The sequence below is a fragment of the Pseudomonas sp. NBRC 111130 genome, from assembly GCF_001320485.1.
In the GTDB taxonomy this organism is placed as follows: domain Bacteria; phylum Pseudomonadota; class Gammaproteobacteria; order Pseudomonadales; family Pseudomonadaceae; genus Aquipseudomonas; species Aquipseudomonas vlassakiae.
In genome coordinates this window covers 1-18,631 of sequence record NZ_BCBG01000024.1, presented here as the reverse complement: position 1 = coordinate 18,631, position 18,631 = coordinate 1, and the positions used below count along the sequence as shown (strand labels likewise).

Sequence of the window (18,631 nt, the reverse complement as noted above, 5' to 3'; positions counted from 1 at the left end):
CCTGAAACGTCTGTGGTCTGTGAAGGCGCGCGATTTTATCAGGGTTGCCGGGCAGCGGCCATCCTCAGGCCGACGGGCAGGGCGGTAAATTGCTGAAAAAGGTCTGCGGGTGGTTGATGAGCCACCTTCTGTATAAGCTGCAAGCCACAAGCTTCAAGCGCAATCGGACAGGAATCCCCCATGCGACTATTCAATTATCTGGCAGCAGGGTGCCTTGCACTGGCCTGCATCACTGCGCAGGCTGAAACTGTCTCCGGGCTCTATCAGGTGCGCGAGCCGCTCGAAGGGCAGGGCGCCGAAGCGCGCAGCGCCGCCACTGGCAAGGCCTTCGATACCTTGGTGCTGCGCCTGACCGGCGACGCCAAGGCGGTGCAGAGCCCGGCGCTGGCCGCGTTGCGCAAGGATCCGCAACAGATCATCAACCAGGTCGGTACCGAGGCCGGGCCGCCAGAATCGGTGTTGGTCGAGTTCGACCCCGGCAGCACCGAACGGGCCTTGCGCAAGGCCGGGCTGGCGCTGTGGGGCAGTAACCGGCCCTCCATCCTCGGCTGGTGGCTCAACGACAGTGCCGAAGGCAGCAACCTGGTCGGCGACGGCCAGGCCAGTGCCCAGCCGCTGCGCCGGGCAGCCCAGCACCGCGGCCTGCCGCTGCGGCTGCCGCTGGCCGATCTGCAAGAGCAGCTGGTGGCCAATGCCCAGCAGCTCGAAGGCACTGATCCGGCCCCGCTGCGACAAGCCTCCGAGCGCTACGGCGCCGATGCCATGTTGGCGGTGCATGCCCACGAGGCCGATGGCAAATGGCAAGGTAAATGGCAGCTGTGGCTGGGCGACCAGCGTGAGCAGGGCAATGTCGAGGGCGCTGACCAGGCGGCCCTGGCGGACGCTGTCATGCTGGCGGTGAGCAGCCACCTGGCGCCGCGCTATGTGGTCAAGCCCGGCGCCAGCAGCCAGTTGCAGCTGCAGGTGCAAGGCATGAACCTGCAACGCTATGCCGAGCTGAGCCGTGTCCTCGAGCCATATGGCCCGCGCCTGCAGCTGGCCGAAGGCGGTACCTTGACCTATGCGGTCAGCGGTAACCGTGAGCAGCTGCGTGCCCAGCTGGGCCTGGCCAGGTTGCAGGAGGTGCCACCCGAGCAGGCACCGCCGACCCCGGTCACACCGGCGCCGACTCCGGGCGCGGCACCTGGCCAGCCAGGCACGCCCGCAGCCGTCCCTGCCAAGCCGTTCGACGGCCTGCGATTCCGTTGGTAAGGGGCGCTATCGATGACTGACGTGCGTCGCTGGATCGGTTGGGGTGCTGCGCTACTGATCGCCGTGCTTCTATATAGCCTGCACAACATTCTCACACCGTTTCTGGTTGGCATCTTGCTGGCCTACCTGGCCGATCCTCTGGTCGACCGCCTGGAGCGCGTGGGCCTGTCGCGTACCTGGGGGGTGGTGGTGGTGTTCGGCCTCTTCACCTTGCTGCTGATGGCCTTGCTGCTGGTGCTGGTGCCGCTGCTGGCCAAACAGCTGCTGCGCCTGTACGAGCTGGCGCCGCAGATGCTCGATTGGCTCGAACATGTGGCGCTGCCCTGGGTGCAGGGCCGCCTGGGCCTGGCCGACGGTTTCTGGAAGTTCGACAAGATCAAGGCCGCCATCGGCGCGCACATGGGCCAGACCACCGATATCGTCGGTATGCTGCTGTCCCATGCCACCGCGTCGAGCCTGGCGCTGATCGCCTGGTTGGCCAACATGGTGCTGATCCCGGTGGTGGGCTTCTACCTTTTGCGCGACTGGGACCTGATGATGGCCAAGCTGCGCGGCCTGCTGCCGCGTCAACGCGAGCCGCAGGTGGTCAGCCTGGCCGGTGAATGCCATGAGGTACTGGGTGCCTTCGTTCGTGGGCAGTTGATGGTGATGCTCGCGCTTGGCGTCATCTACTCGGCCGGCCTGATGCTGGTTGGGCTGGAACTGGGCCTGCTGATCGGCATGCTCGCGGGGCTGGCGGCCATCGTGCCTTACATGGGCTTCATCATTGGCATCGGCGCAGCGTTGGTGGCCGGTGTGTTCCAGTTTGGCGGTGACCTGTATCCGATGCTTGGCATCGTCGCCGTGTTCATGGTCGGGCAAGCCCTCGAAGGCATGGTACTCACGCCACTGCTGGTCGGTGACCGTATCGGCCTGCACCCGGTGGCGGTGATCTTCGCCATCCTTGCCGGTGGCGAACTGTTCGGTTTCACCGGCGTGTTGCTGGCGTTGCCAGTGGCGGCGGTGATCATGGTCCTGCTCCGCCATGTGCACGACTTGTACAAGGAATCTGACATGTACGCCGGCGATGTCGACCCGGATCTATGACCGCCAGCCTTGGTTGCGTCGCCCCGAAGTGGCGCAACTCGTTGATTTTGCTTGTGCAATCCGCCTGCACGATTGTGCGCTCTGCAATGCGGGTATAGACTTTGCAGATTGTTCACCAAAGGCCCCCCGCGGTCCTGCCGACCGCCCGCGAGCATGAAACCACCGATCCAGTTGCCCCTGGGTGTGCGCCTGCGCGATGACGCCACCTTCATCAACTACTATCCGGGCGCCAATGCTGCGGCGTTAGGCTATGTCGAGCGGCTGTGCGAAGCCGACGCCGGCTGGACCGAAAGCCTCATCTACCTGTGGGGCAAGCAGGGCGTCGGGCGCAGCCACCTGTTGCAGGCAGCCACCCATCGCTTCCAGCAACGCGGCGAACCGGCGGTATACCTGCCACTGGCGCAATTGCTCGATCGCGGCGTTGAACTGCTCGATTACCTGGCCCAGTACGAACTGGTGTGCATCGACGACCTGCATGTGATCGCCGGCAAGGCGGACTGGGAAGAAGCGATGTTCCACCTGTTCAACCGCCTGCGTGACAGCGGCCGCCGCCTGCTGCTGGCGGCCTCGGCTTCGCCCCGTGAACTGCCGATCAAGCTGCCAGACCTCAAGTCTCGCCTGACCCTCGCGCTGGTCTTCCAGATGCGTGGCCTGTCCGATGAAGACAAACTGCGTGCCCTGCAATTGCGCGCCTCGCGCCGTGGTTTGCACCTGACCGACGAGGTCGGCCATTTCATTCTCACGCGCGGTACGCGCAGCATGAGCGCGCTGTTCGACCTGCTCGAACGTCTCGACCAGGCCTCCCTGCAGGCCCAGCGCAAGCTGACGATCCCTTTCCTGAAGGAAACCCTCGGCTGGTAACGCCCGTAAACACTGGGCTCCGAGGCGCAAAACGAAAAAGTCACATCTTTTTCGATAAAATTTGCAAATGGCCATGATAGAGGGCATAGTTTCACCCTTCTAAAGGATTACAGACACGGTCGTGCCCATGCTCAAGCGCTTCGCACCCCTCGTGCCACTCGCACTCGTGACCCTGTTGTTTGGCTGCGCGGCCCACGGCCCGGCTTCCCAGCCCCAGGATCACACCCCGATTGCCTCGCAATCGGTCAACAATGCCAAAGCTTCGCCTTCGTCCGTTTTCGGCGAAGAAGAGCAGGCCACTGAAGATGACCTGGAGGCCTTCTCCAGCAGCAAGCCCTATCAGCTCCCGGTGCTGGCCGACAGCATCCTCGAGCGCGGCATGTCGCTGATCGGCACCCGCTACCGTTTCGGCGGTACCTCGGAAGCCTCCGGTTTCGACTGCAGCGGCTTCATCGGCTACCTGTTCCGCGAAGAGGCCGGCATGAACCTGCCGCGCTCGACCCGCGAAATGATCAACGTCGATGCGCCAAAGGTGGCTCGCAACAAGCTCAAGCCAGGCGACCTGCTGTTCTTCAGCACCAATGGCCGTGGCCGTGTCAGCCACGCCGGCATCTACCTGGGTGACAACCAGTTCATCCACTCCAGCAGCCGCCGCAGCGGTGGTGTGCGCATCGATAGCCTCGGTGATCGCTACTGGAGCAAGACCTTCATCGAAGCCAAGCGTGCCTTGGCCATGGCGCCGACCACCAATATCGCGCGCAATTGATATCAAAATGATATATCCTGCCACGGCGGCGTAGCTTAAAAAGCTCGCCGCCGTGCGCATTTACAGAAAGCGTCTAATCTAATTTCTCAACTCTTTTCGGCTGCGGCCGTTCGGTTTCAGACAGGAAGTTCTGGCCATGGCGATGATGGCGCGCTTCGCACTCCTTTCCCTGGTGGCACTGCTGGCCGCCTGCTCCAGCCGTGCCCCGGCACCGGCCCCTGTGGTGCAGCCACAGATCACCTACAACCAGCCCGAAGCCTCGCCGCTCGCCGACGACGTGTTGATGCGTGCGATCGGCCTGGTGGGTACACCGTATCGGTGGGGCGGCAACACACCGGATTCCGGGTTCGACTGCAGCGGCCTGATCGGTTATGTGTACCGCGATGCGGCGGGCATCAGCCTGCCACGTTCGACGCGCGAAATGCTCGTCATGCGCGCGCCCACCGTGGATATCAACTCGCTGCAGTCTGGTGACCTGGTGTTCTTCGCCACCGGTGGTGGTTCGCAGGTCAGCCATGCGGGTATCTACGTGGGCGAGGGGCGCTTCGTGCACGCGCCTCGCACGGGCGGTACGGTACGCCTGGATTACCTGTCCAACAGCTACTGGTCGAAGGCTTATTTGCAGGCCAAGCGGGTCATTGCGCAAGGTAACCTGGCGCAAAACCGTTGAGGCGAGCCGGGCATCCCTGCACCGGCTGCACCATCAGGCTCAGGCTTGCTTGAGCAGCAAGGCCACCCCTGGGTAGTACTGGCCCAGTTCGTTGTGCAACTTGCGATAGGCATACGGGAAGTACCAGGCGATGGCGCAGGCCGTATGCTTTTGCAGGTCATCGACCAGGTCCTGCAGTTGCTCCGGGCTGGCGTGTTGGCCTGCCTTCCAGGGCGTGACGAACAGCGCCCCGGCTTTCAGTTGGCTGGGGTAGGCCACGTGGCGGGCGAGGCTGGCGGCTTGCTGCAGGGCCGCTGCCATGTCCAGCTGGGCGATGCTTGGCCAGCGCTGGCTCACGCTCAGGTAGAGCACCTCGTCGGCGCTGCAGATCGACAGGTCGCAGCGCCCTTCCTGTTCACCTTCGTCACGCTGTTTCTTGCTGGCAAACTGTGGCAGCGCTGCCAGTTCCGCCTGCCAGGCGGCTGCGGCAAGCATGCCGATATTGGCCTGCGTACCATGCCAGTACGGCGCTTCGGCATCGCCGTTGAACTGGTTGAAGCGGTCGATGCAGTCGACCCAGCGTTCCAGAACCGGGCGGAGGAATTCCAGGCGCGGATTGTTGATGATCTGGCCTTGCATGCTGCGCACTCCTGTTGTCGTTGTAATGGCGTTCGGCGCGAAGTAGTGGCTATGTGATATCACCGCCTTCAGTGTGGCACAACCTGGCGGATCGGCCATTGACCCAGGCCAGTTTGCCAACGCCAATCGACGGCGTTCGATTGACGCTCCCAGTGCAACCCTCTAACCTTCGCGGCGTGTTTCAGGTGCCCTGCCAGCCTCGACTGGGCAGGGTGAAACTGGGAAGCCGGTGGTCGCCAGCATGGCGCGATTCCGGCGCTGCCCCCGCAACGGTAGGTGAGTAGCGGCCGCGCAGGGCCACTGGGTACGAACCCGGGAAGGCGCGCAGGCCAGGGCCGATTGCCCGCTCACGAGCCCGGAGACCGGCCTGAAACTGCCAACGGCATCACGGAGGGTGATGCGCGGTGCACCGTGGCTGCGGCCATGGCCCCTGCGCGTTCTCCGTTTGCCCGCCTATTACCTGTCGTCGCTTTCCTGCGGCGACAGCCTGCGGAGAACCCTTCATGAGCGAATCCACCGAACGCGACGAACGCCACCTGGCGCGCATGCAGCGCAAGAAGGCGGTCATCGACGAGCGTATTGCCAACTCCCCTAATGAATGCGGCCTGCTGCTGGTGCTCACCGGCAACGGCAAGGGCAAGAGCAGCTCGGCGTTCGGCATGCTCGCGCGCGCGCTGGGCCATGGCATGCAGTGCGGCGTGGTGCAGTTCATCAAGGGCCGCAACAGCACCGGTGAGGAACTGTTCTTCCGCCGCTTCCCCGAGCAGGTGCGTTACCACGTGATGGGCGAGGGCTTCACCTGGGAGACCCAGGACCGCCAGCGCGACATCGCTGCTGCCGAAGCCGCGTGGGCGGTTTCGCGTCAACTGCTGCAAGACCCGGGTGTGCAGTTCGTGGTGCTCGATGAGCTGAACATCGCCCTCAAGCACGGCTACCTCGACCTCGACCAGGTGCTGAGTGACATTCAGGCTCGGCCGCCGATGCAGCATGTGATTGTCACCGGCCGTGCGGCCAAGCCCGAAATGATCGAACTGGCCGATACGGTTACCGAGATGGGCATGCTCAAGCATGCGTTCCAGGCCGGTATTCGCGCGCAGAAGGGCGTCGAACTGTGAGTGCAACGCGCAGCTGCCCGGCGGTGCTGATCGCAGCACCTGCCTCCGGTCAGGGCAAGACCACCGTGACGGCAGCCCTGGCCCGCCTGCACCGCAACCTTGGGCGAAAGGTCAGGGTGTTCAAGTGCGGCCCGGATTTCCTCGACCCGATGATCCTGGAGCGGGCCAGTGGCGCGCCGGTGTACCAGCTCGACCTGTGGATGATCGGTGCCGAAGAAAGCCGTCGCCTGTTGTGGCAAGCCGCAGAAGAGGCCGACCTGATTCTGATCGAAGGGGTGATGGGCCTGTTCGACGGCACGCCGTCAAGTGCCGATCTGGCTCGCCACTTCGGCGTGCCGGTACTGGCGGTGATCGACGGCACGGCCATGGCCCAGACGTTTGGCGCCCTGGCGCTGGGCCTGGCACGTTATCAGGCCGACCTGCCGTTCGCCGGTGTGCTGGCCAACCGGGTCGGTAGCTTGCGCCATGCGCAACTGCTCGAAGGCAGCCTGACCGAGGGCCTGCGCTGGTATGGCGGCCTGTCGCGGGAGCGCGGCATCGAGCTGCCCAGCCGCCACTTGGGACTGGTCCAGGCCAGCGAACTGAACGATTTGGATGCCCGCCTGGATGCGGCTGCCGAAGCGCTCGGCGCCAGCTGCGATGCTGCTTTGCCGCCGCCCGTGGTGTTTGCCGCGCCTGCATCGCAGCCGTGCGCCGGCTCGCTGAGTGGCGTGCGCATCGGCGTGGCGCGTGACGAAGCGTTCGCCTTCACCTATGGCGCCAACCTCGATCTGTTGCGCGACCTGGGCGCGCAGCTGTCGTTTTTCTCGCCCTTGCACGATCGTGAACTGCCGGCAGTGGACAGCCTGTACCTGCCCGGGGGGTATCCGGAGCTGCATCACCACGCGCTGGCCGCCAATGCGCCGATGTGCGAGGCGATCCGTGCCCATCACGCCCAAGGCAAACCCTTGCTGGCCGAGTGTGGCGGCATGCTGTATCTGCTCGAGGCGCTGACCGATGTCGCTGGCGAGCGTGCCGAGCTGCTCGGCCTGCTGCCCGGCGAGGCGACCATGCAGAAGCGCTTGGCGGCCCTGGCCCTGCAGGCCGTGGAACTGCCGGAAGGCACCCTGCGCGGGCACACCTATCACCACTCGCTGACCAGCACCGGGCTGGAGCCAATTGCCCGCGGCCTGAGCCCCAACGGCGGGCGCGGCAACGAAGCGGTGTATCGGCTGGGCCGGCTGACCGCCTCCTACGTGCACTTCTACTTCCCGTCCAACCCTGACGCGGCGGCGGCGCTGTTGCGACCATGACTGATCACGCCTACAGCGCCGCCGAGCGCGCCGCGATCTACCGGGCGATCGGTGAACGCCGCGACATGCGCCACTTTGCCGGTGGCTCGGTCGCGCCTGAGCTGCTCGGCCGTCTGCTGGCCGCTGCGCACCGGGCGCCCAGTGTCGGCCTGATGCAGCCTTGGCGGTTCATCCGCATCAGCCAACGCGAGCTGCGCGGGCGCATTCAGGGCCTGGTCGAAGAGGAGCGGGTGCGTACTGCCCAAGCCTTGGGCCAACGCTCCGATGATTTCATGAAGCTCAAGGTCGAGGGCATCAGCGACTGTGCCGAAGTGCTGGTGGCGGCCTTGATGGATAACCGTGAGCCGCACATTTTCGGCCGCCGTACCCTGCCGGAAATGGACCTGGCCTCACTGGCCTGCGCGATCCAGAACCTGTGGCTGGCCGCCCGCGCCGAGGGCCTGGGGTTGGGTTGGGTGTCCCTGTTCGACCCGCAAGCCCTGGCCGCACTGCTGGGCATGCCCGCAGGCGCCAAGCCGGTGGCCGTGTTGTGCCTGGGGCCGGTCAGCGAATTCTACGCACAGCCCATGTTGGTCCAGGAAAACTGGGCCGAGGAACGCCCTTTGAGTGAAATGCTGTTCGAGAACCAATGGGGAGAACGCCCATGAGCGTGGCCTTGCTGACGGTGGCCGCCGTGGCCCTCGATGCACTGCTGGGCGAGCCCAAGCGCCGGCACCCACTGGTGGGCTTCGGTAACCTGGCGTCGAGCCTGGAGCGCCGCCTGAATGCCGGCGGACGCGGCTGGCGCAGCCACGGCGTGAGCGCCTGGTTCCTGGCCGTGGTGCCCTTGACCCTGGTGGCGCTGATCCTGTCCTGGCTGCCCTGTATCGGTTGGCTGGTGGATGTGCTGGCGCTGTATTGCGCCCTCGGCTTGCGCAGCCTCGGCGAGCATGTATTGCCGGTGGCCAATGCCTTGCGCCAAGGTGATCTGGAAGAGGCGCGGCGTCGTGTCGGCTATCTGGTCAGTCGGGAAACCCGCGAGCTTGATGAGCCCGCCGTGGCGCGCGCGGCCACCGAGTCGGTGCTGGAAAACGGCAGCGATGCGGTGTTCGCCGCGCTGTTCTGGTTTGTCGTCGCCGGTGCGCCGGGGGTAGTGCTGTACCGCTTGAGCAATACCCTGGATGCGATGTGGGGGTACCGCAATGAGCGCTTCGAGCGTTTCGGCTGGTGCGCCGCGCGCATCGACGATGTGCTGAACTACATTCCCGCCAGGTTGGTGGCGCTGACCTACGCACTGCTGGGCAGGACGCGCCTGGCCCTGGCCTGCTGGCGCAAGCAGGCGCCGCTGTGGGACAGCCCCAATGCCGGGCCGGTGATGGCCTCGGGTGCCGGTGCGCTGGGTGTGGAACTGGGTGGCCCGGCGGTGTACCACGGCGAACTGCACGAGCGCCCGCGCCTGGGTGAAGGGCCCATGGCCGATGCCGATGCCATCGAGCGCGGCTGGAGCCTGGTGCAGCGTGGCGTCTGGTTGTGGGTACTGCTGATTTGCCTGGGAGCCTATCTGAATGCTTGAACACGGTGGCCGCCTGCTGCGGGCAGTGCGGCAATACGGGATTGCCCGCGAGGACTGGCTCGACCTGTCCAGCGGCATTGCCCCTTGGTCTTACCCGATTCCCGCCATTGCGCCAGAAGCCTGGGCACGCCTGCCGGAGACCGACGACGGTCTGGAGGATGCTGCGCGGCACTACTACGGTGTGCGGCAACTGCTGCCCGTGGCAGGCTCCCAGGCAGCAATCCAGGCCTTGCCCCTGCTGCGTCCGCTGGGGCGCGTTGGTGTGCTGACGCCGTGCTACGCCGAGCATCCGCATGCCTGGCAGCGAGCCGGGCATCAGCTGATCGAGCTGGAGGAAAGCCAGGTCGAGGCGCAACTCGATCAGCTCGACGTGCTGGTGCTGGTCAACCCGAACAACCCGACCGGGCGGCTCGTGCCGCGCGAACGGCTGCTGGCCTGGCATGCGCGTCTTGCCGAGCGCGGTGGCTGGCTGCTGGTGGACGAAGCGTTCATGGACAACTCACCGCCACACAGCGTGGCGGATTGCGCCGAGCGCCCGGGCCTGATCGTGCTGCGTTCGTTCGGCAAGTTCTTCGGCCTGGCCGGTGTGCGGCTGGGCTGTGTAGTGGCTGAACCCTCCTTGTTGCGGCGCCTTGACGAATGGCTCGGGCCGTGGACCGTCAGCGGCCCGACCCGGGTGCTGGCGCAAGCCTGCTTTGCCGACCACGCGGCGCATCGGGCCCAGCTCGAACGCTGCGCCCTGGCCAGCCAGCGCCTGGCTGCACTGCTGCAGGGCTGCGGCCTGGCGCCCAGCGGCGGCTGCGACCTGTTTCAGTACGTACGCAGCACGCGAGCAGCCCAGTTGCATGACTTTCTCGCCCGCCGCGGCATCCTCGTGCGCCTGTTCGAGCAGCCCGCTGCCGTACGCCTTGGCCTGCCGGCAACTGCCGCCGACGAGCAGCGCCTGGCCCAGGCCCTGACTGATTACCAGAAGGAAACGGCATGACCACTCTCATGGTGCAAGGCACCACTTCCGATGCCGGCAAGAGCACGCTGGTCACCGCCTTGTGCCGTTGGCTGTTGCGCCAGGGCGTCGGCGTGGTGCCGTTCAAGCCGCAGAACATGGCGCTCAACAGCGCGGTGACCGCCGACGGCGGCGAAATCGGCCGCGCCCAGGCGGTGCAGGCCCAGGCCTGCCGACTGGCACCGCACACCGACATGAACCCGGTGCTGCTCAAGCCCAACAGCGACACGGGCGCCCAGGTGATCATCCATGGTCGTGCGGTCACCAGCATGAACGCGGTGGCCTATCACGACTACAAGGCCATCGCCATGCAGGCGGTGCTGGCCTCGCACCAACGCCTCAGTGCGGCCTACCCGGTGGTGATGGTCGAGGGGGCGGGGTCGCCGGCCGAGATCAACCTGCGCGCCGGTGACATTGCCAACATGGGCTTTGCCGAGGCGGTCGATTGCCCGGTGATCCTGGTGGCCGACATCAATCGTGGCGGGGTATTCGCTCACCTGGTCGGCACCCTCGAACTGCTGTCGGCGAGCGAGCAGGCGCGGGTCAAGGGCTTCGTCATCAACCGCTTCCGCGGCGACATTGCGTTGCTGCAGCCGGGCCTGGACTGGCTGGAGAAACGTACCGGCAAACCGGTACTGGGCGTGCTGCCCTATGTCACCGACCTGCACCTGGAAGCCGAGGATGGCATCGACATCCGCCAGGGTGCCAAGCAGGACCGTGTGCTCAAGGTGATCGTCCCGGTGTTGCCGCGCATCAGCAACCACACCGATTTCGACCCGCTGCGCCTGCACCCGCAGGTCGACCTGCAGTTCATTGGCCCGGGCCAGCCGATTCCGGCCGCCGACCTGATCATCCTGCCTGGCTCGAAGAGCGTGCGTGGCGACCTGGTGCAACTGCGCGAGCGCGGTTGGGACAAGGCCATCGAGCGGCACCTGCGCTATGGCGGCAAACTGATCGGGATCTGTGGTGGCTTGCAGATGCTCGGCCGCCAAGTTCACGACCGGCTTGGCCTCGAGGGTGCCGCCGGCTCCAGTCCCGGGCTTGGCCTGTTCGATTACGAGACAGTGCTCGAAGCCGACAAGCAGCTGCGCAACGTTGCCGGGACCCTGAACCTGGAAGCCGCGCCGGTCGCCGGCTATGAAATCCATGCTGGCGTCACCGCAGGGCCGGCCTTGGAACAGCCCGCCGTGCAGCTCGCCGATGGCCGTTGTGACGGTGCCGTGAGTGCCGATGGCCAGATCCTCGCCACCTACCTGCATGGCCTGTTCGAGGGCAGCCAGTCGTGTGCCGCGCTGCTGCGCTGGGCGGGGCTGGAGCATGTGCAGACCATCGACTACGAGGCCCTGCGCGAACGTGACATCGAGCGCCTGGCCGATCTGGTTGAACAGCACCTGGATACCGCTCACCTGCGAACGCTTTGTGGAGTCGCCTGACATGCGCAACCTGATTCTCGGCGGCGCCCGCTCGGGCAAGAGCCGCCTGGCCGAGCAACTGGCCAGCAACTGCGGCCTGCCGGTTACCTACATCGCCACCAGCGAGCCGCTCGATGGCGAAATGAACGAGCGCGTGCGCCTGCACCGCCAGCGCCGGCCTGATGACTGGGGGCTGATCGAAGAACCCTTGGCCCTGGCTGCCGTGCTGCGCGCAGAAGCCGCCGCAGGCCGATGCCTGCTGGTGGACTGCCTGACCTTGTGGCTGACCAACCTGCTGATGCTCGAAGATCCGCAGCGGCTGGCCGCGGAGCGCGATGCGCTGCTCGACTGCCTGGAGCAGTTGCCTGGCACAATCATTCTGGTCAGCAACGAAACCGGCCTGGGCGTGGTGCCCATGGGCGAGCTGACCCGCCGTTACGTCGACCTGGCCGGCTGGCTGCACCAGGCCGTTGCCGAACGCTGCCAACGCGTGGTGCTGACCGTGGCCGGCCTACCTCTCATGCTCAAAGGACCCGCTCTATGAACCAAGCCTGGTGGCGTGATGCCTGCCAACCTCTCGACAATGCCGCCATGGACCAGGCCCGCGCCCGCCAGCAGCAGCTGACCAAACCTGCCGGCTCGCTCGGCCAGCTGGAGGGCTTGGCCGTGCAATTGGCTGGCCTGCAAGGCTGCGAGCGGCCTGTCCTGGATCAGGTCGCCATCAGCCTTTTTGCGGGCGACCACGGCGTGGTCGAAGAGGGCATTTCGGCCTACCCACAGGCAGTCACCGGGCAGATGCTGCGCAACTTCGTGGAGGGGGGCGCGGCGATCAGCGTGCTGGCCCGCCAACTGCAGGCCAGCCTTGACGTGGTCGACCTGGGCACGATCGATCCTGAGCTGGAACTGCCAGGGGTGCTGCACCTGCGCCTGGGCGCCGGCACCGCCAACTTCGCCCGCCAGCCGGCGATGACCGATGCCCAGCTGCAGGCTGCTTTGCAGGCAGGTCGTGACAGCGCCTTGCGTGCAGCGGCCAAGGGCGCACAGTTGTTCATCGGCGGCGAGATGGGCATTGGCAACACCTCTGCCGCAGCCGCCCTGGCCAGCACGTTGCTGGCCTGCCCGGCACATGAGTTGAGCGGGCCGGGTACCGGCCTGGACAGCGCTGGTGTTCGCCATAAGGCCGACGTGATCGAGCGCGCCTTGGCGCTGCACGGCCTGCGCGCCGACGAGCCGCTGCGGGCGCTGGCCTGTGTCGGTGGCTTCGAGATCGCTGCGCTGACCGGTGCCTACCTGGCCTGCGCCCAGCAAGGTATCGCCGTGCTGGTGGATGGCTTCATCTGCAGCGTCGCGGCATTGCTGGCGGTGCGCCTCAATCCGCAGAGCCGTGACTGGTTGCTGTTTGCGCACCAAGGTGCCGAACCTGGGCACCAGGCCTTGCTCGCGGCGCTGCAGGCCCAGCCATTGCTGGCGCTGGGCCTGCGCCTGGGCGAGGGCAGTGGCGCCGCCCTGGCAGTGCCACTGATGCGCCTGGCCTGCGCCCTGCACGGGCAGATGGCGACCTTCGCCGAAGCGGCGGTGGCGGACCGCCCGGCATGATCCTCGACCTGCTGCGCCACGGTGAAACCGAACAGGGCGGCGGCCTGCGTGGCAGTCTGGACGATGCCTTGACCGATAAAGGCTGGGGCCAGATGCGCGCAGCGCTGGCAGGCGCTGGCCCCTGGGATGTGCTGGTCAGTTCGCCATTGCAGCGCTGTGCGCGGTTTGCCGAGCAACTGGGCATGCCGGTTCAGCTCGAAGCCGATTTGCAAGAGCTGCATTTCGGCGAGTGGGAAGGGCGCAGTGCTTTGCAGATCATGCAAACGCAGGCCGACGAGCTTGGCCGTTTCTGGGCCGACCCGTACAGCTACACGCCGCCTGCAGGGGAGCCCGTTGCGGCCTTTGCCGAGCGTGTGCTGGCTGCGGTCGGGCGCCTGCATCAACAGCATGCCGGCAAGCGCGTGCTGCTGGTCACCCATGGTGGCGTCATGCGGCTGCTGTTGGCGCGTGCCCGTGGGCTGCCGAGGGCGCAATTGCTGCAGGTCGAGGTGGGTCATGGCGCTCTGATGCGTCTGGCGGTGGATGAACATGGCGCGATGCTCGAGGTGCTTTGACATGTTGCCGTTCTGGATTGCCCTGCAGTTTCTCAGCAGCTTGCCAGTGCGTTTGCCGGGGATGCCCGAACCGCGAGAAATGGGCCGTTCGTTGTTGTATTACCCGCTCGTAGGGTTGCTGTTCGGCCTGTTGCTGTGGCTGGCCAGCCATCTGCTGCAAGGTGCTGCGGCGCCGTTGCACGCGGCGCTGTTGCTGACGCTGTGGGTGGCGCTCAGTGGCGCGCTGCACCTGGATGGCCTGGCTGACAGCGCCGATGCCTGGCTGGGTGGCTTTGGTGACCGGGAGCGCACGCTGCAGATCATGAAAGATCCGCGCAGCGGGCCGATGGCCGTGGTCACGCTGGTGCTGGTATTGCTGCTGAAATTCTGTGCCCTCTGGGTACTGGTGGAGCAGGGCGCGGGCATGGCATTGCTGCTGGCGCCGATTGTGGGGCGGGCGGCGATGCTCGGATTGTTCCTCGGCACACCTTACGTGCGTCGCGGGGGCCTGGGGCAGGCACTCGCCGAGCACTTGCCGCGGCGTACGGCCGTGTGGGTTCTGCTGGCCAGTCTGCTGTCGTGTTTGCTGGTGGGGGGCACGCGTGTGATCTTGCCGATGCTGGTGGCGATCGCAGCATTCATCGCATTGCGCCGGCTGATGTGCAAGCGGCTGGGTGGGACCACGGGTGATACCGCAGGCGCCCTGTTGGAGGTTCTTGAATTGACTGTATTGCTGGGCTTGGCAATTTGAGAACAGTCCTGCAGATATCAGGGATATTTCTTACGGATAAAACGTGCCGTCATTTTTCGGAAAACTGCTGAAAAAATTCAGGAAATGACGCTTTTTATGCGGCTATCTATCCTCGCGGTTTCTCTTCCGCTGCGAAGGCATGGACAATGCGACGACTCCTGCTGGCCTTGATACTGGTCACCGCTAGCGCCCCCGTTATGGCGGCCGACCTGATCGACTTCTGGAATACCCCGCGCCACGGCGGCAACAGCTTCAATCGCTTGCCGCCGGATCAGGCCTATTTCGATGCACTGCGTGCGTACGGCGCGAGCTGGGTACGGCTGTCCTACGACAAGTGGAAGCCGGCGCAGCGTGACTTCCTCCTGGGCAATGCGGACCGGTACGAGCAGCTGCCTGCCGCCGATCTCAAGCAACTGCGCGATACCCTGGATCGCGCGCACCGGGCGGGGCTCAAGGTGGTCATTGCACCGCTGTCGCTGCCTGGAATGCGCTGGTCACAGAATAACCAGGGGCAGTTCGATGACCGTCTTTGGCAAGGCAACGGTTACGCCCGGCAAGCGGTCAGTTTCTGGCGGGACCTGGCCCGGGCCCTTGAAGACCATCCTGCCATCGCCGCCTACAACCTGGTCAACGAGCCTGCCCCAGAGAAATTTGGCGGCCTGGCGGAGCACGCTTCGGCTGAGCGCATGCAGCAATGGTATGCCCAGGCACGGAGTGGGGCGCGTGACCTGCCTGCGCTCTACACGCAGTTGATAGCGGCTATACGCGAAGTGGATGCCAAGACCCCGATAATGGTCGACGCGGGCTGGTACGCCAGCGCCGACGCTTTTGGTTACTGGCAAGTGCCCCTGCAAGATGATCGCGTGCTCTACAGCGTGCACATGTATGAGCCCTATTCGGCCACCAGTGCGCCGAACCTGTCGCGCAAGGTCCCAATCGATTACCCCGGCTTGGCGCCGTTCGCGGGTGAAATCCAGCAATGGGATGCCGAACGGGTTCGTCAGTATCTGGAGCTGCCGTTGGCCTGGATGGAGCGCATGAAGCTGCCACGTTCCCGGCTGGTCGTGGGGGAGTTCGGCTGCATGCGCCGGCTGCCCGGTTGCAGTGAGTATCTGGAAGATGTCCTCTCGGTCATGGACCGGCATCGGTTGCACTGGGCGTTCTACAGCTTCCGCGAAGACAACTGGGATGGCATGGACTACGAACTGGGATCGGCAAAGGTGCCGTGGCGGTATTGGCAAGCGATCGAGCAAGGTGCTCCCGACCCGTTGCCACGCAAGGCCACAGTGGAGTTCGAGCCGATTCGGCGGCGTTTGGCAAACTGAAACTTCTTGCAACAACCCTGGTGCGGGTATATACACCTATTCATGTTGACCAGTGAATGCATCTGCACCCATCTGCGTCGCGCCGCCCGCGGGGTGAGCCGGCATTACGACGAAGCCCTTGCTGGCTTCGGCATCAATGTCGCCCAGTTTTCCCTGTTGCGTCACTTACAGCGCCTTGATCGCCCCAGTATCACCACGCTGGCCGAGGCCATGGGCCTGGAGCGCAGTACCTTGGGCCGTAACCTGCGCGTGCTGGAGGCCGAAGGCTTGGTAGCCCTCGCCGATGGCGATGACCAGCGCAACCGCATGGTGTTGCTGACCGAGGCGGGGGCTGCACGTTTACAAGCGGCCCATCCTGCCTGGGAGCGGGCGCAATCGATGCTGGTCGGGCAGTTGGGTGAGGGGCAGCGTGACGAGCTGATACGTTTGCTGGAGCTGCTTGCCTGATTCATCACGATTAGAAGCGGGTATATACCCGTACAACCTTGCGATGTGCTGGAGATAACGACAATGACTTCGGTGTGGCGAACCAGCGGGTGGGTACTTGCGGGGGCGGCCTTTATCCTGGCGCTGTCCTTGGGTGTGCGGCACGGTTTCGGCCTGTTCCTGGCGCCGATGAGCGGCGAATTTGGCTGGGGCCGCGGGGTATTCGCCTTTGCCATTGCCTTGCAGAACCTGGTCTGGGGCCTGGCGCAGCCGTTTGCCGGTGCGTTGGCCGACCGCCTGGGTGCGGCGCGGGTCGTCATCATAGGGGGCATCCTCTATGCCGCTGGCCTGTTGTTGATGAGTACTGCCGATTCGGCCTGGTCGCTGTCGCTCAGCGCGGGCCTGCTGATCGGTATCGGCCTGTCTGGCACCTCTTTCTCGGTGATCCTCGGTGTGGTCGGCCGCGCCGTTCCAGCGGAAAAACGCAGCATGGCCATGGGCATTGCCAGTGCTGCCGGTTCCTTTGGCCAGTTCGCCATGCTCCCCGGTACCCTTGGCCTGATCGAATGGCTGGGTTGGTCGTCGGCGCTGCTGGTGCTTGGCTTGCTGGTGGCACTGATCGTGCCCTTTGTCGGCCTGCTGCGTGATCGCCCGCTGGCCAGTCAGGGTGCGGAGCAGACATTGAGCGAGGCCCTGCGCGAGGCGTGTTCGCACTCCGGCTTCTGGCTGCTTGCGCTGGGCTTCTTCGTCTGTGGCTTCCAGGTGGTCTTCATTGGCGTACACCTGCCGGCCTACCTGGTAGACCAGCACCTGCCGGCAACCACCGGCACCACGGTGCTGGCACTGGTCGGGTTGTTCAATATCGTGGGTACCTACACCGCTGGCTGGCTGGGTGGGCGCATGTCCAAGCCACGCTTGCTGACGGCTTTGTATTTGCTGCGTGCCGTGGTGATTGCGCTGTTCCTTTGGGTGCCGGTGACTCAGTTCAGTGCCTACCTGTTCGGTATCGCCATGGGCCTGCTTTGGCTGTCCACGGTGCCGTTGACCAATGGCACCGTGGCCACTGTATTTGGCGTGCGCAACCTGTCGATGCTTGGCGGCATCGTCTTCCTGTTCCACCAGATGGGCGCGTTCCTTGGTGGCTGGCTGGGGGGCGTCGTCTACGACCAGACCGGCAACTATGACGTGGTGTGGCAGATTTCGATTCTGCTCAGTGTGCTAGCTGCGGGGCTCAACTGGCCGGTGCGAGAGCGGCCGGTCGCCCGCCTGCAGGTGCAGGCGGTATGAGCCGTTATCTGGCCCGCGGGCTGTTGCTGGCGGCGGCTGCGCTGCTGCTGGCGCTGGTGTGGTGGGGCTGGCAGCGGGGCGGAATGGCATTGATGCAGTTGGGCATGAGCGTTTGTTAAGCGCTACCCTGCAAGTTCAAGGATTGTCTTGCAGGAGGAATGAATCATGCGTGCCCAATGGTTGACGATGCCGCTGCTAGCTTTGCTGGCAGCCAGTTCCAGCTGGGCTGCCGATTGCCCGGCGCTGTTGCAGGGGAGTTTGCCTGAGTTGCGTGGCAAGGGGCAGGTCGACCTGTGCCAGCGCTTCGGCGGCAAGCCGCTGGTGGTGGTCAATACGGCCAGTTACTGCGGGTTTGCGCCGCAGTTCGAAGGGCTGGAGGCGACCTACAAGGAGTACCACGAGCAGGGCCTGGAAATGCTTGGTGTGCCGTCCAATGACTTCAAGCAGGAAGACGCCGATAGCGAGAAGACGGCCAAGGTCTGTTACGCCAACTACGGTGTGACCTTTACCATGACCAAGACCCAGGCGGTTCGCGGTCAGGATGCGATACCGCTGTTTGCCGAGCTGGCGAGCCAGAGTAGCGCGCCGAAGTGGAATTTCTACAAGTACGTGGTGGATCGTCAGGGCAAGGTGATCGGCAACTTCTCGAGCTTGACCAAGCCCGATGATCCCGCCTTCAGGGCCGCGATCGAGAAGGCGATAGCCTCGCATCCCTAAGTGATGCTTTGTAAGGGGGAGGTGTTCGCGTGGAGGCTGGCAGGGGGTCGCCGATAATCATGCAGCGCCTGTGAGATCGAGCGCCGCCCGCGCGGCGCATCGCGGGCAAGCCCGCTCCCACATTTGTTTCGGGCCAATCACTCCTGTGCCGCCAACAGGGACCGCCTTGTTGGCATGGCGATGCAGCTCGGTGGAAGCTGACAGGGTCTGGCGATCCATCTCGGTGGAAGCTGACAGGGTTGGCGATGCATCTCGGTGGAAGCTGACAGGGTCTGGCGATGCATCTCGGTGGGCGCTGATGCGACACAACCTGTCTCATGCACCAAGGCGGTCCCTGTTGGCTTCACAGGAGTGACTGGCCCGAAACAGA

The 18,631-nt window shown here is 65.0% G+C and carries 21 protein-coding genes and 1 riboswitch; of the genes, 20 read left to right on the top strand and 1 reads right to left on the bottom strand.

Annotated elements, in window-relative coordinates; genetic code table 11:
- Nucleotides 1-180 precede the first annotated feature (180 nt).
- From APH33_RS13070 to APH33_RS13050, 5 genes are all read left to right on the top strand, one after another.
- On the top strand, nucleotides 181-1,251 hold the full coding sequence (locus APH33_RS13070) for a DUF2066 domain-containing protein (RefSeq protein WP_054885551.1): 1,071 nt from the start codon (nucleotides 181-183) through the stop codon (nucleotides 1,249-1,251).
- Nucleotides 1,252-1,263: 12 nt separating this feature from the next.
- Nucleotides 1,264-2,337, top strand: coding sequence for an AI-2E family transporter (locus APH33_RS13065; RefSeq protein ID WP_054885550.1), 1,074 nt, complete (start codon nucleotides 1,264-1,266; stop codon nucleotides 2,335-2,337).
- A gap of 153 nt (nucleotides 2,338-2,490) precedes the next feature.
- Nucleotides 2,491-3,198 (top strand): DnaA regulatory inactivator Hda, encoded by a 708-nt coding sequence (gene hda, locus APH33_RS13060; protein WP_008092169.1) that lies wholly within the window; start codon nucleotides 2,491-2,493, stop codon nucleotides 3,196-3,198.
- Nucleotides 3,199-3,325: 127 nt separating this feature from the next.
- Complete coding sequence (locus APH33_RS13055; RefSeq protein WP_054885549.1) at nucleotides 3,326-3,964, top strand: C40 family peptidase; 639 nt, start codon at nucleotides 3,326-3,328, stop codon at nucleotides 3,962-3,964.
- 136 nt (nucleotides 3,965-4,100) lie between these two features.
- The gene (locus APH33_RS13050; RefSeq protein WP_054885548.1) at nucleotides 4,101-4,634 is read left to right on the top strand and encodes a C40 family peptidase; all 534 of its coding nucleotides are present in this window, start codon (nucleotides 4,101-4,103) and stop codon (nucleotides 4,632-4,634) included.
- A 39-nt stretch (nucleotides 4,635-4,673) separates the two neighbouring features.
- Here APH33_RS13050 and APH33_RS13045 read toward each other — a convergent pair whose 3' ends face one another.
- The gene (locus tag APH33_RS13045) at nucleotides 4,674-5,252 is read right to left on the bottom strand and encodes a hypothetical protein (protein WP_054885547.1); all 579 of its coding nucleotides are present in this window, start codon (nucleotides 5,250-5,252) and stop codon (nucleotides 4,674-4,676) included.
- A 166-nt stretch (nucleotides 5,253-5,418) separates the two neighbouring features.
- Nucleotides 5,419-5,638, top strand: a riboswitch (cobalamin riboswitch).
- Between the two features lie 117 nt (nucleotides 5,639-5,755).
- Here APH33_RS13045 and cobO point away from each other — a divergent pair.
- The 15 genes from cobO (at nucleotide 5,756) to APH33_RS12975 (ending at nucleotide 18,261) form a co-directional block, all read left to right on the top strand.
- Nucleotides 5,756-6,367 carry a cob(I)yrinic acid a,c-diamide adenosyltransferase gene (gene cobO / locus APH33_RS13040; protein ID WP_054885546.1) on the top strand — a complete coding sequence of 204 codons (612 nt, stop codon included), beginning with the start codon at nucleotides 5,756-5,758 and terminating at the stop codon, nucleotides 6,365-6,367.
- The gene (locus tag APH33_RS13035) at nucleotides 6,364-7,659 is read left to right on the top strand and encodes a cobyrinate a,c-diamide synthase (RefSeq protein ID WP_054885545.1); all 1,296 of its coding nucleotides are present in this window, start codon (nucleotides 6,364-6,366) and stop codon (nucleotides 7,657-7,659) included. Before cobO ends, APH33_RS13035 begins: the two co-directional genes overlap by 4 nt.
- Nucleotides 7,656-8,306, top strand: coding sequence for a 5,6-dimethylbenzimidazole synthase (gene bluB / locus APH33_RS13030; RefSeq protein WP_054885544.1), 651 nt, complete (start codon nucleotides 7,656-7,658; stop codon nucleotides 8,304-8,306). The genes APH33_RS13035 and bluB overlap by 4 nt, the downstream gene beginning before the upstream one ends.
- Complete coding sequence (gene cbiB / locus APH33_RS13025) at nucleotides 8,303-9,211, top strand: adenosylcobinamide-phosphate synthase CbiB (RefSeq protein WP_054885543.1); 909 nt, start codon at nucleotides 8,303-8,305, stop codon at nucleotides 9,209-9,211. Before bluB ends, cbiB begins: the two co-directional genes overlap by 4 nt.
- A complete protein-coding gene (gene cobD / locus APH33_RS13020; RefSeq protein WP_054885542.1) occupies nucleotides 9,204-10,196 on the top strand; it encodes a threonine-phosphate decarboxylase CobD in 993 nt (330 codons plus the stop codon). The genes cbiB and cobD overlap by 8 nt, the downstream gene beginning before the upstream one ends.
- On the top strand, nucleotides 10,193-11,647 hold the full coding sequence (locus APH33_RS13015; RefSeq protein ID WP_054885541.1) for a cobyric acid synthase: 1,455 nt from the start codon (nucleotides 10,193-10,195) through the stop codon (nucleotides 11,645-11,647). The genes cobD and APH33_RS13015 overlap by 4 nt, the downstream gene beginning before the upstream one ends.
- A 1-nt stretch (nucleotide 11,648) precedes the next feature.
- The gene (gene cobU, locus APH33_RS13010) at nucleotides 11,649-12,170 is read left to right on the top strand and encodes a bifunctional adenosylcobinamide kinase/adenosylcobinamide-phosphate guanylyltransferase (protein ID WP_054885540.1); all 522 of its coding nucleotides are present in this window, start codon (nucleotides 11,649-11,651) and stop codon (nucleotides 12,168-12,170) included.
- Nucleotides 12,167-13,222, top strand: a complete 1,056-nt coding sequence (cobT, locus tag APH33_RS13005) for a nicotinate-nucleotide--dimethylbenzimidazole phosphoribosyltransferase (RefSeq protein WP_054885539.1) — start codon at nucleotides 12,167-12,169, stop codon at nucleotides 13,220-13,222. The genes cobU and cobT overlap by 4 nt, the downstream gene beginning before the upstream one ends.
- A complete protein-coding gene (locus APH33_RS13000; RefSeq protein WP_054885538.1) occupies nucleotides 13,219-13,776 on the top strand; it encodes a histidine phosphatase family protein in 558 nt (185 codons plus the stop codon). Before cobT ends, APH33_RS13000 begins: the two co-directional genes overlap by 4 nt.
- Nucleotide 13,777: 1 nt before the next feature.
- Entirely contained in the window at nucleotides 13,778-14,506 is a 729-nt protein-coding gene (locus APH33_RS12995) for an adenosylcobinamide-GDP ribazoletransferase (RefSeq protein WP_054885537.1), read from the top strand.
- Between the two features lie 212 nt (nucleotides 14,507-14,718).
- On the top strand, nucleotides 14,719-15,831 hold the full coding sequence (locus tag APH33_RS12990; protein WP_256218652.1) for a glycoside hydrolase family 5 protein: 1,113 nt from the start codon (nucleotides 14,719-14,721) through the stop codon (nucleotides 15,829-15,831).
- A gap of 42 nt (nucleotides 15,832-15,873) precedes the next feature.
- On the top strand, nucleotides 15,874-16,278 hold the full coding sequence (locus tag APH33_RS12985) for a MarR family winged helix-turn-helix transcriptional regulator (RefSeq protein ID WP_054885535.1): 405 nt from the start codon (nucleotides 15,874-15,876) through the stop codon (nucleotides 16,276-16,278).
- A gap of 63 nt (nucleotides 16,279-16,341) precedes the next feature.
- The gene (locus tag APH33_RS12980) at nucleotides 16,342-17,544 is read left to right on the top strand and encodes an MFS transporter (protein WP_054885534.1); all 1,203 of its coding nucleotides are present in this window, start codon (nucleotides 16,342-16,344) and stop codon (nucleotides 17,542-17,544) included.
- On the top strand, nucleotides 17,541-17,663 hold the full coding sequence (locus APH33_RS27655; RefSeq protein ID WP_256218651.1) for a hypothetical protein: 123 nt from the start codon (nucleotides 17,541-17,543) through the stop codon (nucleotides 17,661-17,663). The genes APH33_RS12980 and APH33_RS27655 overlap by 4 nt, the downstream gene beginning before the upstream one ends.
- A gap of 46 nt (nucleotides 17,664-17,709) precedes the next feature.
- Nucleotides 17,710-18,261 carry a glutathione peroxidase gene (locus APH33_RS12975; RefSeq protein ID WP_054885533.1) on the top strand — a complete coding sequence of 184 codons (552 nt, stop codon included), beginning with the start codon at nucleotides 17,710-17,712 and terminating at the stop codon, nucleotides 18,259-18,261.
- Nucleotides 18,262-18,631: the final 370 nt, after the last annotated feature.

Excerpts from the sequence above, each read along its gene's own strand:
- APH33_RS13070 (WP_054885551.1), top strand. The coding sequence starts at position 181 with ATGCGACTATTCAATTATCTGGCAGCAGGGTGCCTTGCACTGGCCTGC.
- APH33_RS13065 (WP_054885550.1), top strand. The coding sequence starts at position 1,264 with ATGACTGACGTGCGTCGCTGGATCGGTTGGGGTGCTGCGCTACTGATC.
- hda (WP_008092169.1), top strand. The coding sequence starts at position 2,491 with ATGAAACCACCGATCCAGTTGCCCCTGGGTGTGCGCCTGCGCGATGAC.
- APH33_RS13055 (WP_054885549.1), top strand. The coding sequence starts at position 3,326 with ATGCTCAAGCGCTTCGCACCCCTCGTGCCACTCGCACTCGTGACCCTG.
- APH33_RS13050 (WP_054885548.1), top strand. The coding sequence starts at position 4,101 with ATGGCGATGATGGCGCGCTTCGCACTCCTTTCCCTGGTGGCACTGCTG.
- APH33_RS13045 (WP_054885547.1), bottom strand. The coding sequence starts at position 5,252 with ATGCAAGGCCAGATCATCAACAATCCGCGCCTGGAATTCCTCCGCCCG.
- cobO (WP_054885546.1), top strand. The coding sequence starts at position 5,756 with ATGAGCGAATCCACCGAACGCGACGAACGCCACCTGGCGCGCATGCAG.
- bluB (WP_054885544.1), top strand. The coding sequence starts at position 7,656 with ATGACTGATCACGCCTACAGCGCCGCCGAGCGCGCCGCGATCTACCGG.
- cbiB (WP_054885543.1), top strand. The coding sequence starts at position 8,303 with ATGAGCGTGGCCTTGCTGACGGTGGCCGCCGTGGCCCTCGATGCACTG.
- cobD (WP_054885542.1), top strand. The coding sequence starts at position 9,204 with ATGCTTGAACACGGTGGCCGCCTGCTGCGGGCAGTGCGGCAATACGGG.
- APH33_RS13015 (WP_054885541.1), top strand. The coding sequence starts at position 10,193 with ATGACCACTCTCATGGTGCAAGGCACCACTTCCGATGCCGGCAAGAGC.
- cobU (WP_054885540.1), top strand. The coding sequence starts at position 11,649 with ATGCGCAACCTGATTCTCGGCGGCGCCCGCTCGGGCAAGAGCCGCCTG.
- cobT (WP_054885539.1), top strand. The coding sequence starts at position 12,167 with ATGAACCAAGCCTGGTGGCGTGATGCCTGCCAACCTCTCGACAATGCC.
- APH33_RS13000 (WP_054885538.1), top strand. The coding sequence starts at position 13,219 with ATGATCCTCGACCTGCTGCGCCACGGTGAAACCGAACAGGGCGGCGGC.
- APH33_RS12995 (WP_054885537.1), top strand. The coding sequence starts at position 13,778 with ATGTTGCCGTTCTGGATTGCCCTGCAGTTTCTCAGCAGCTTGCCAGTG.
- APH33_RS12985 (WP_054885535.1), top strand. The coding sequence starts at position 15,874 with ATGTTGACCAGTGAATGCATCTGCACCCATCTGCGTCGCGCCGCCCGC.
- APH33_RS12980 (WP_054885534.1), top strand. The coding sequence starts at position 16,342 with ATGACTTCGGTGTGGCGAACCAGCGGGTGGGTACTTGCGGGGGCGGCC.
- APH33_RS27655 (WP_256218651.1), top strand. The coding sequence starts at position 17,541 with ATGAGCCGTTATCTGGCCCGCGGGCTGTTGCTGGCGGCGGCTGCGCTG.
- APH33_RS12975 (WP_054885533.1), top strand. The coding sequence starts at position 17,710 with ATGCGTGCCCAATGGTTGACGATGCCGCTGCTAGCTTTGCTGGCAGCC.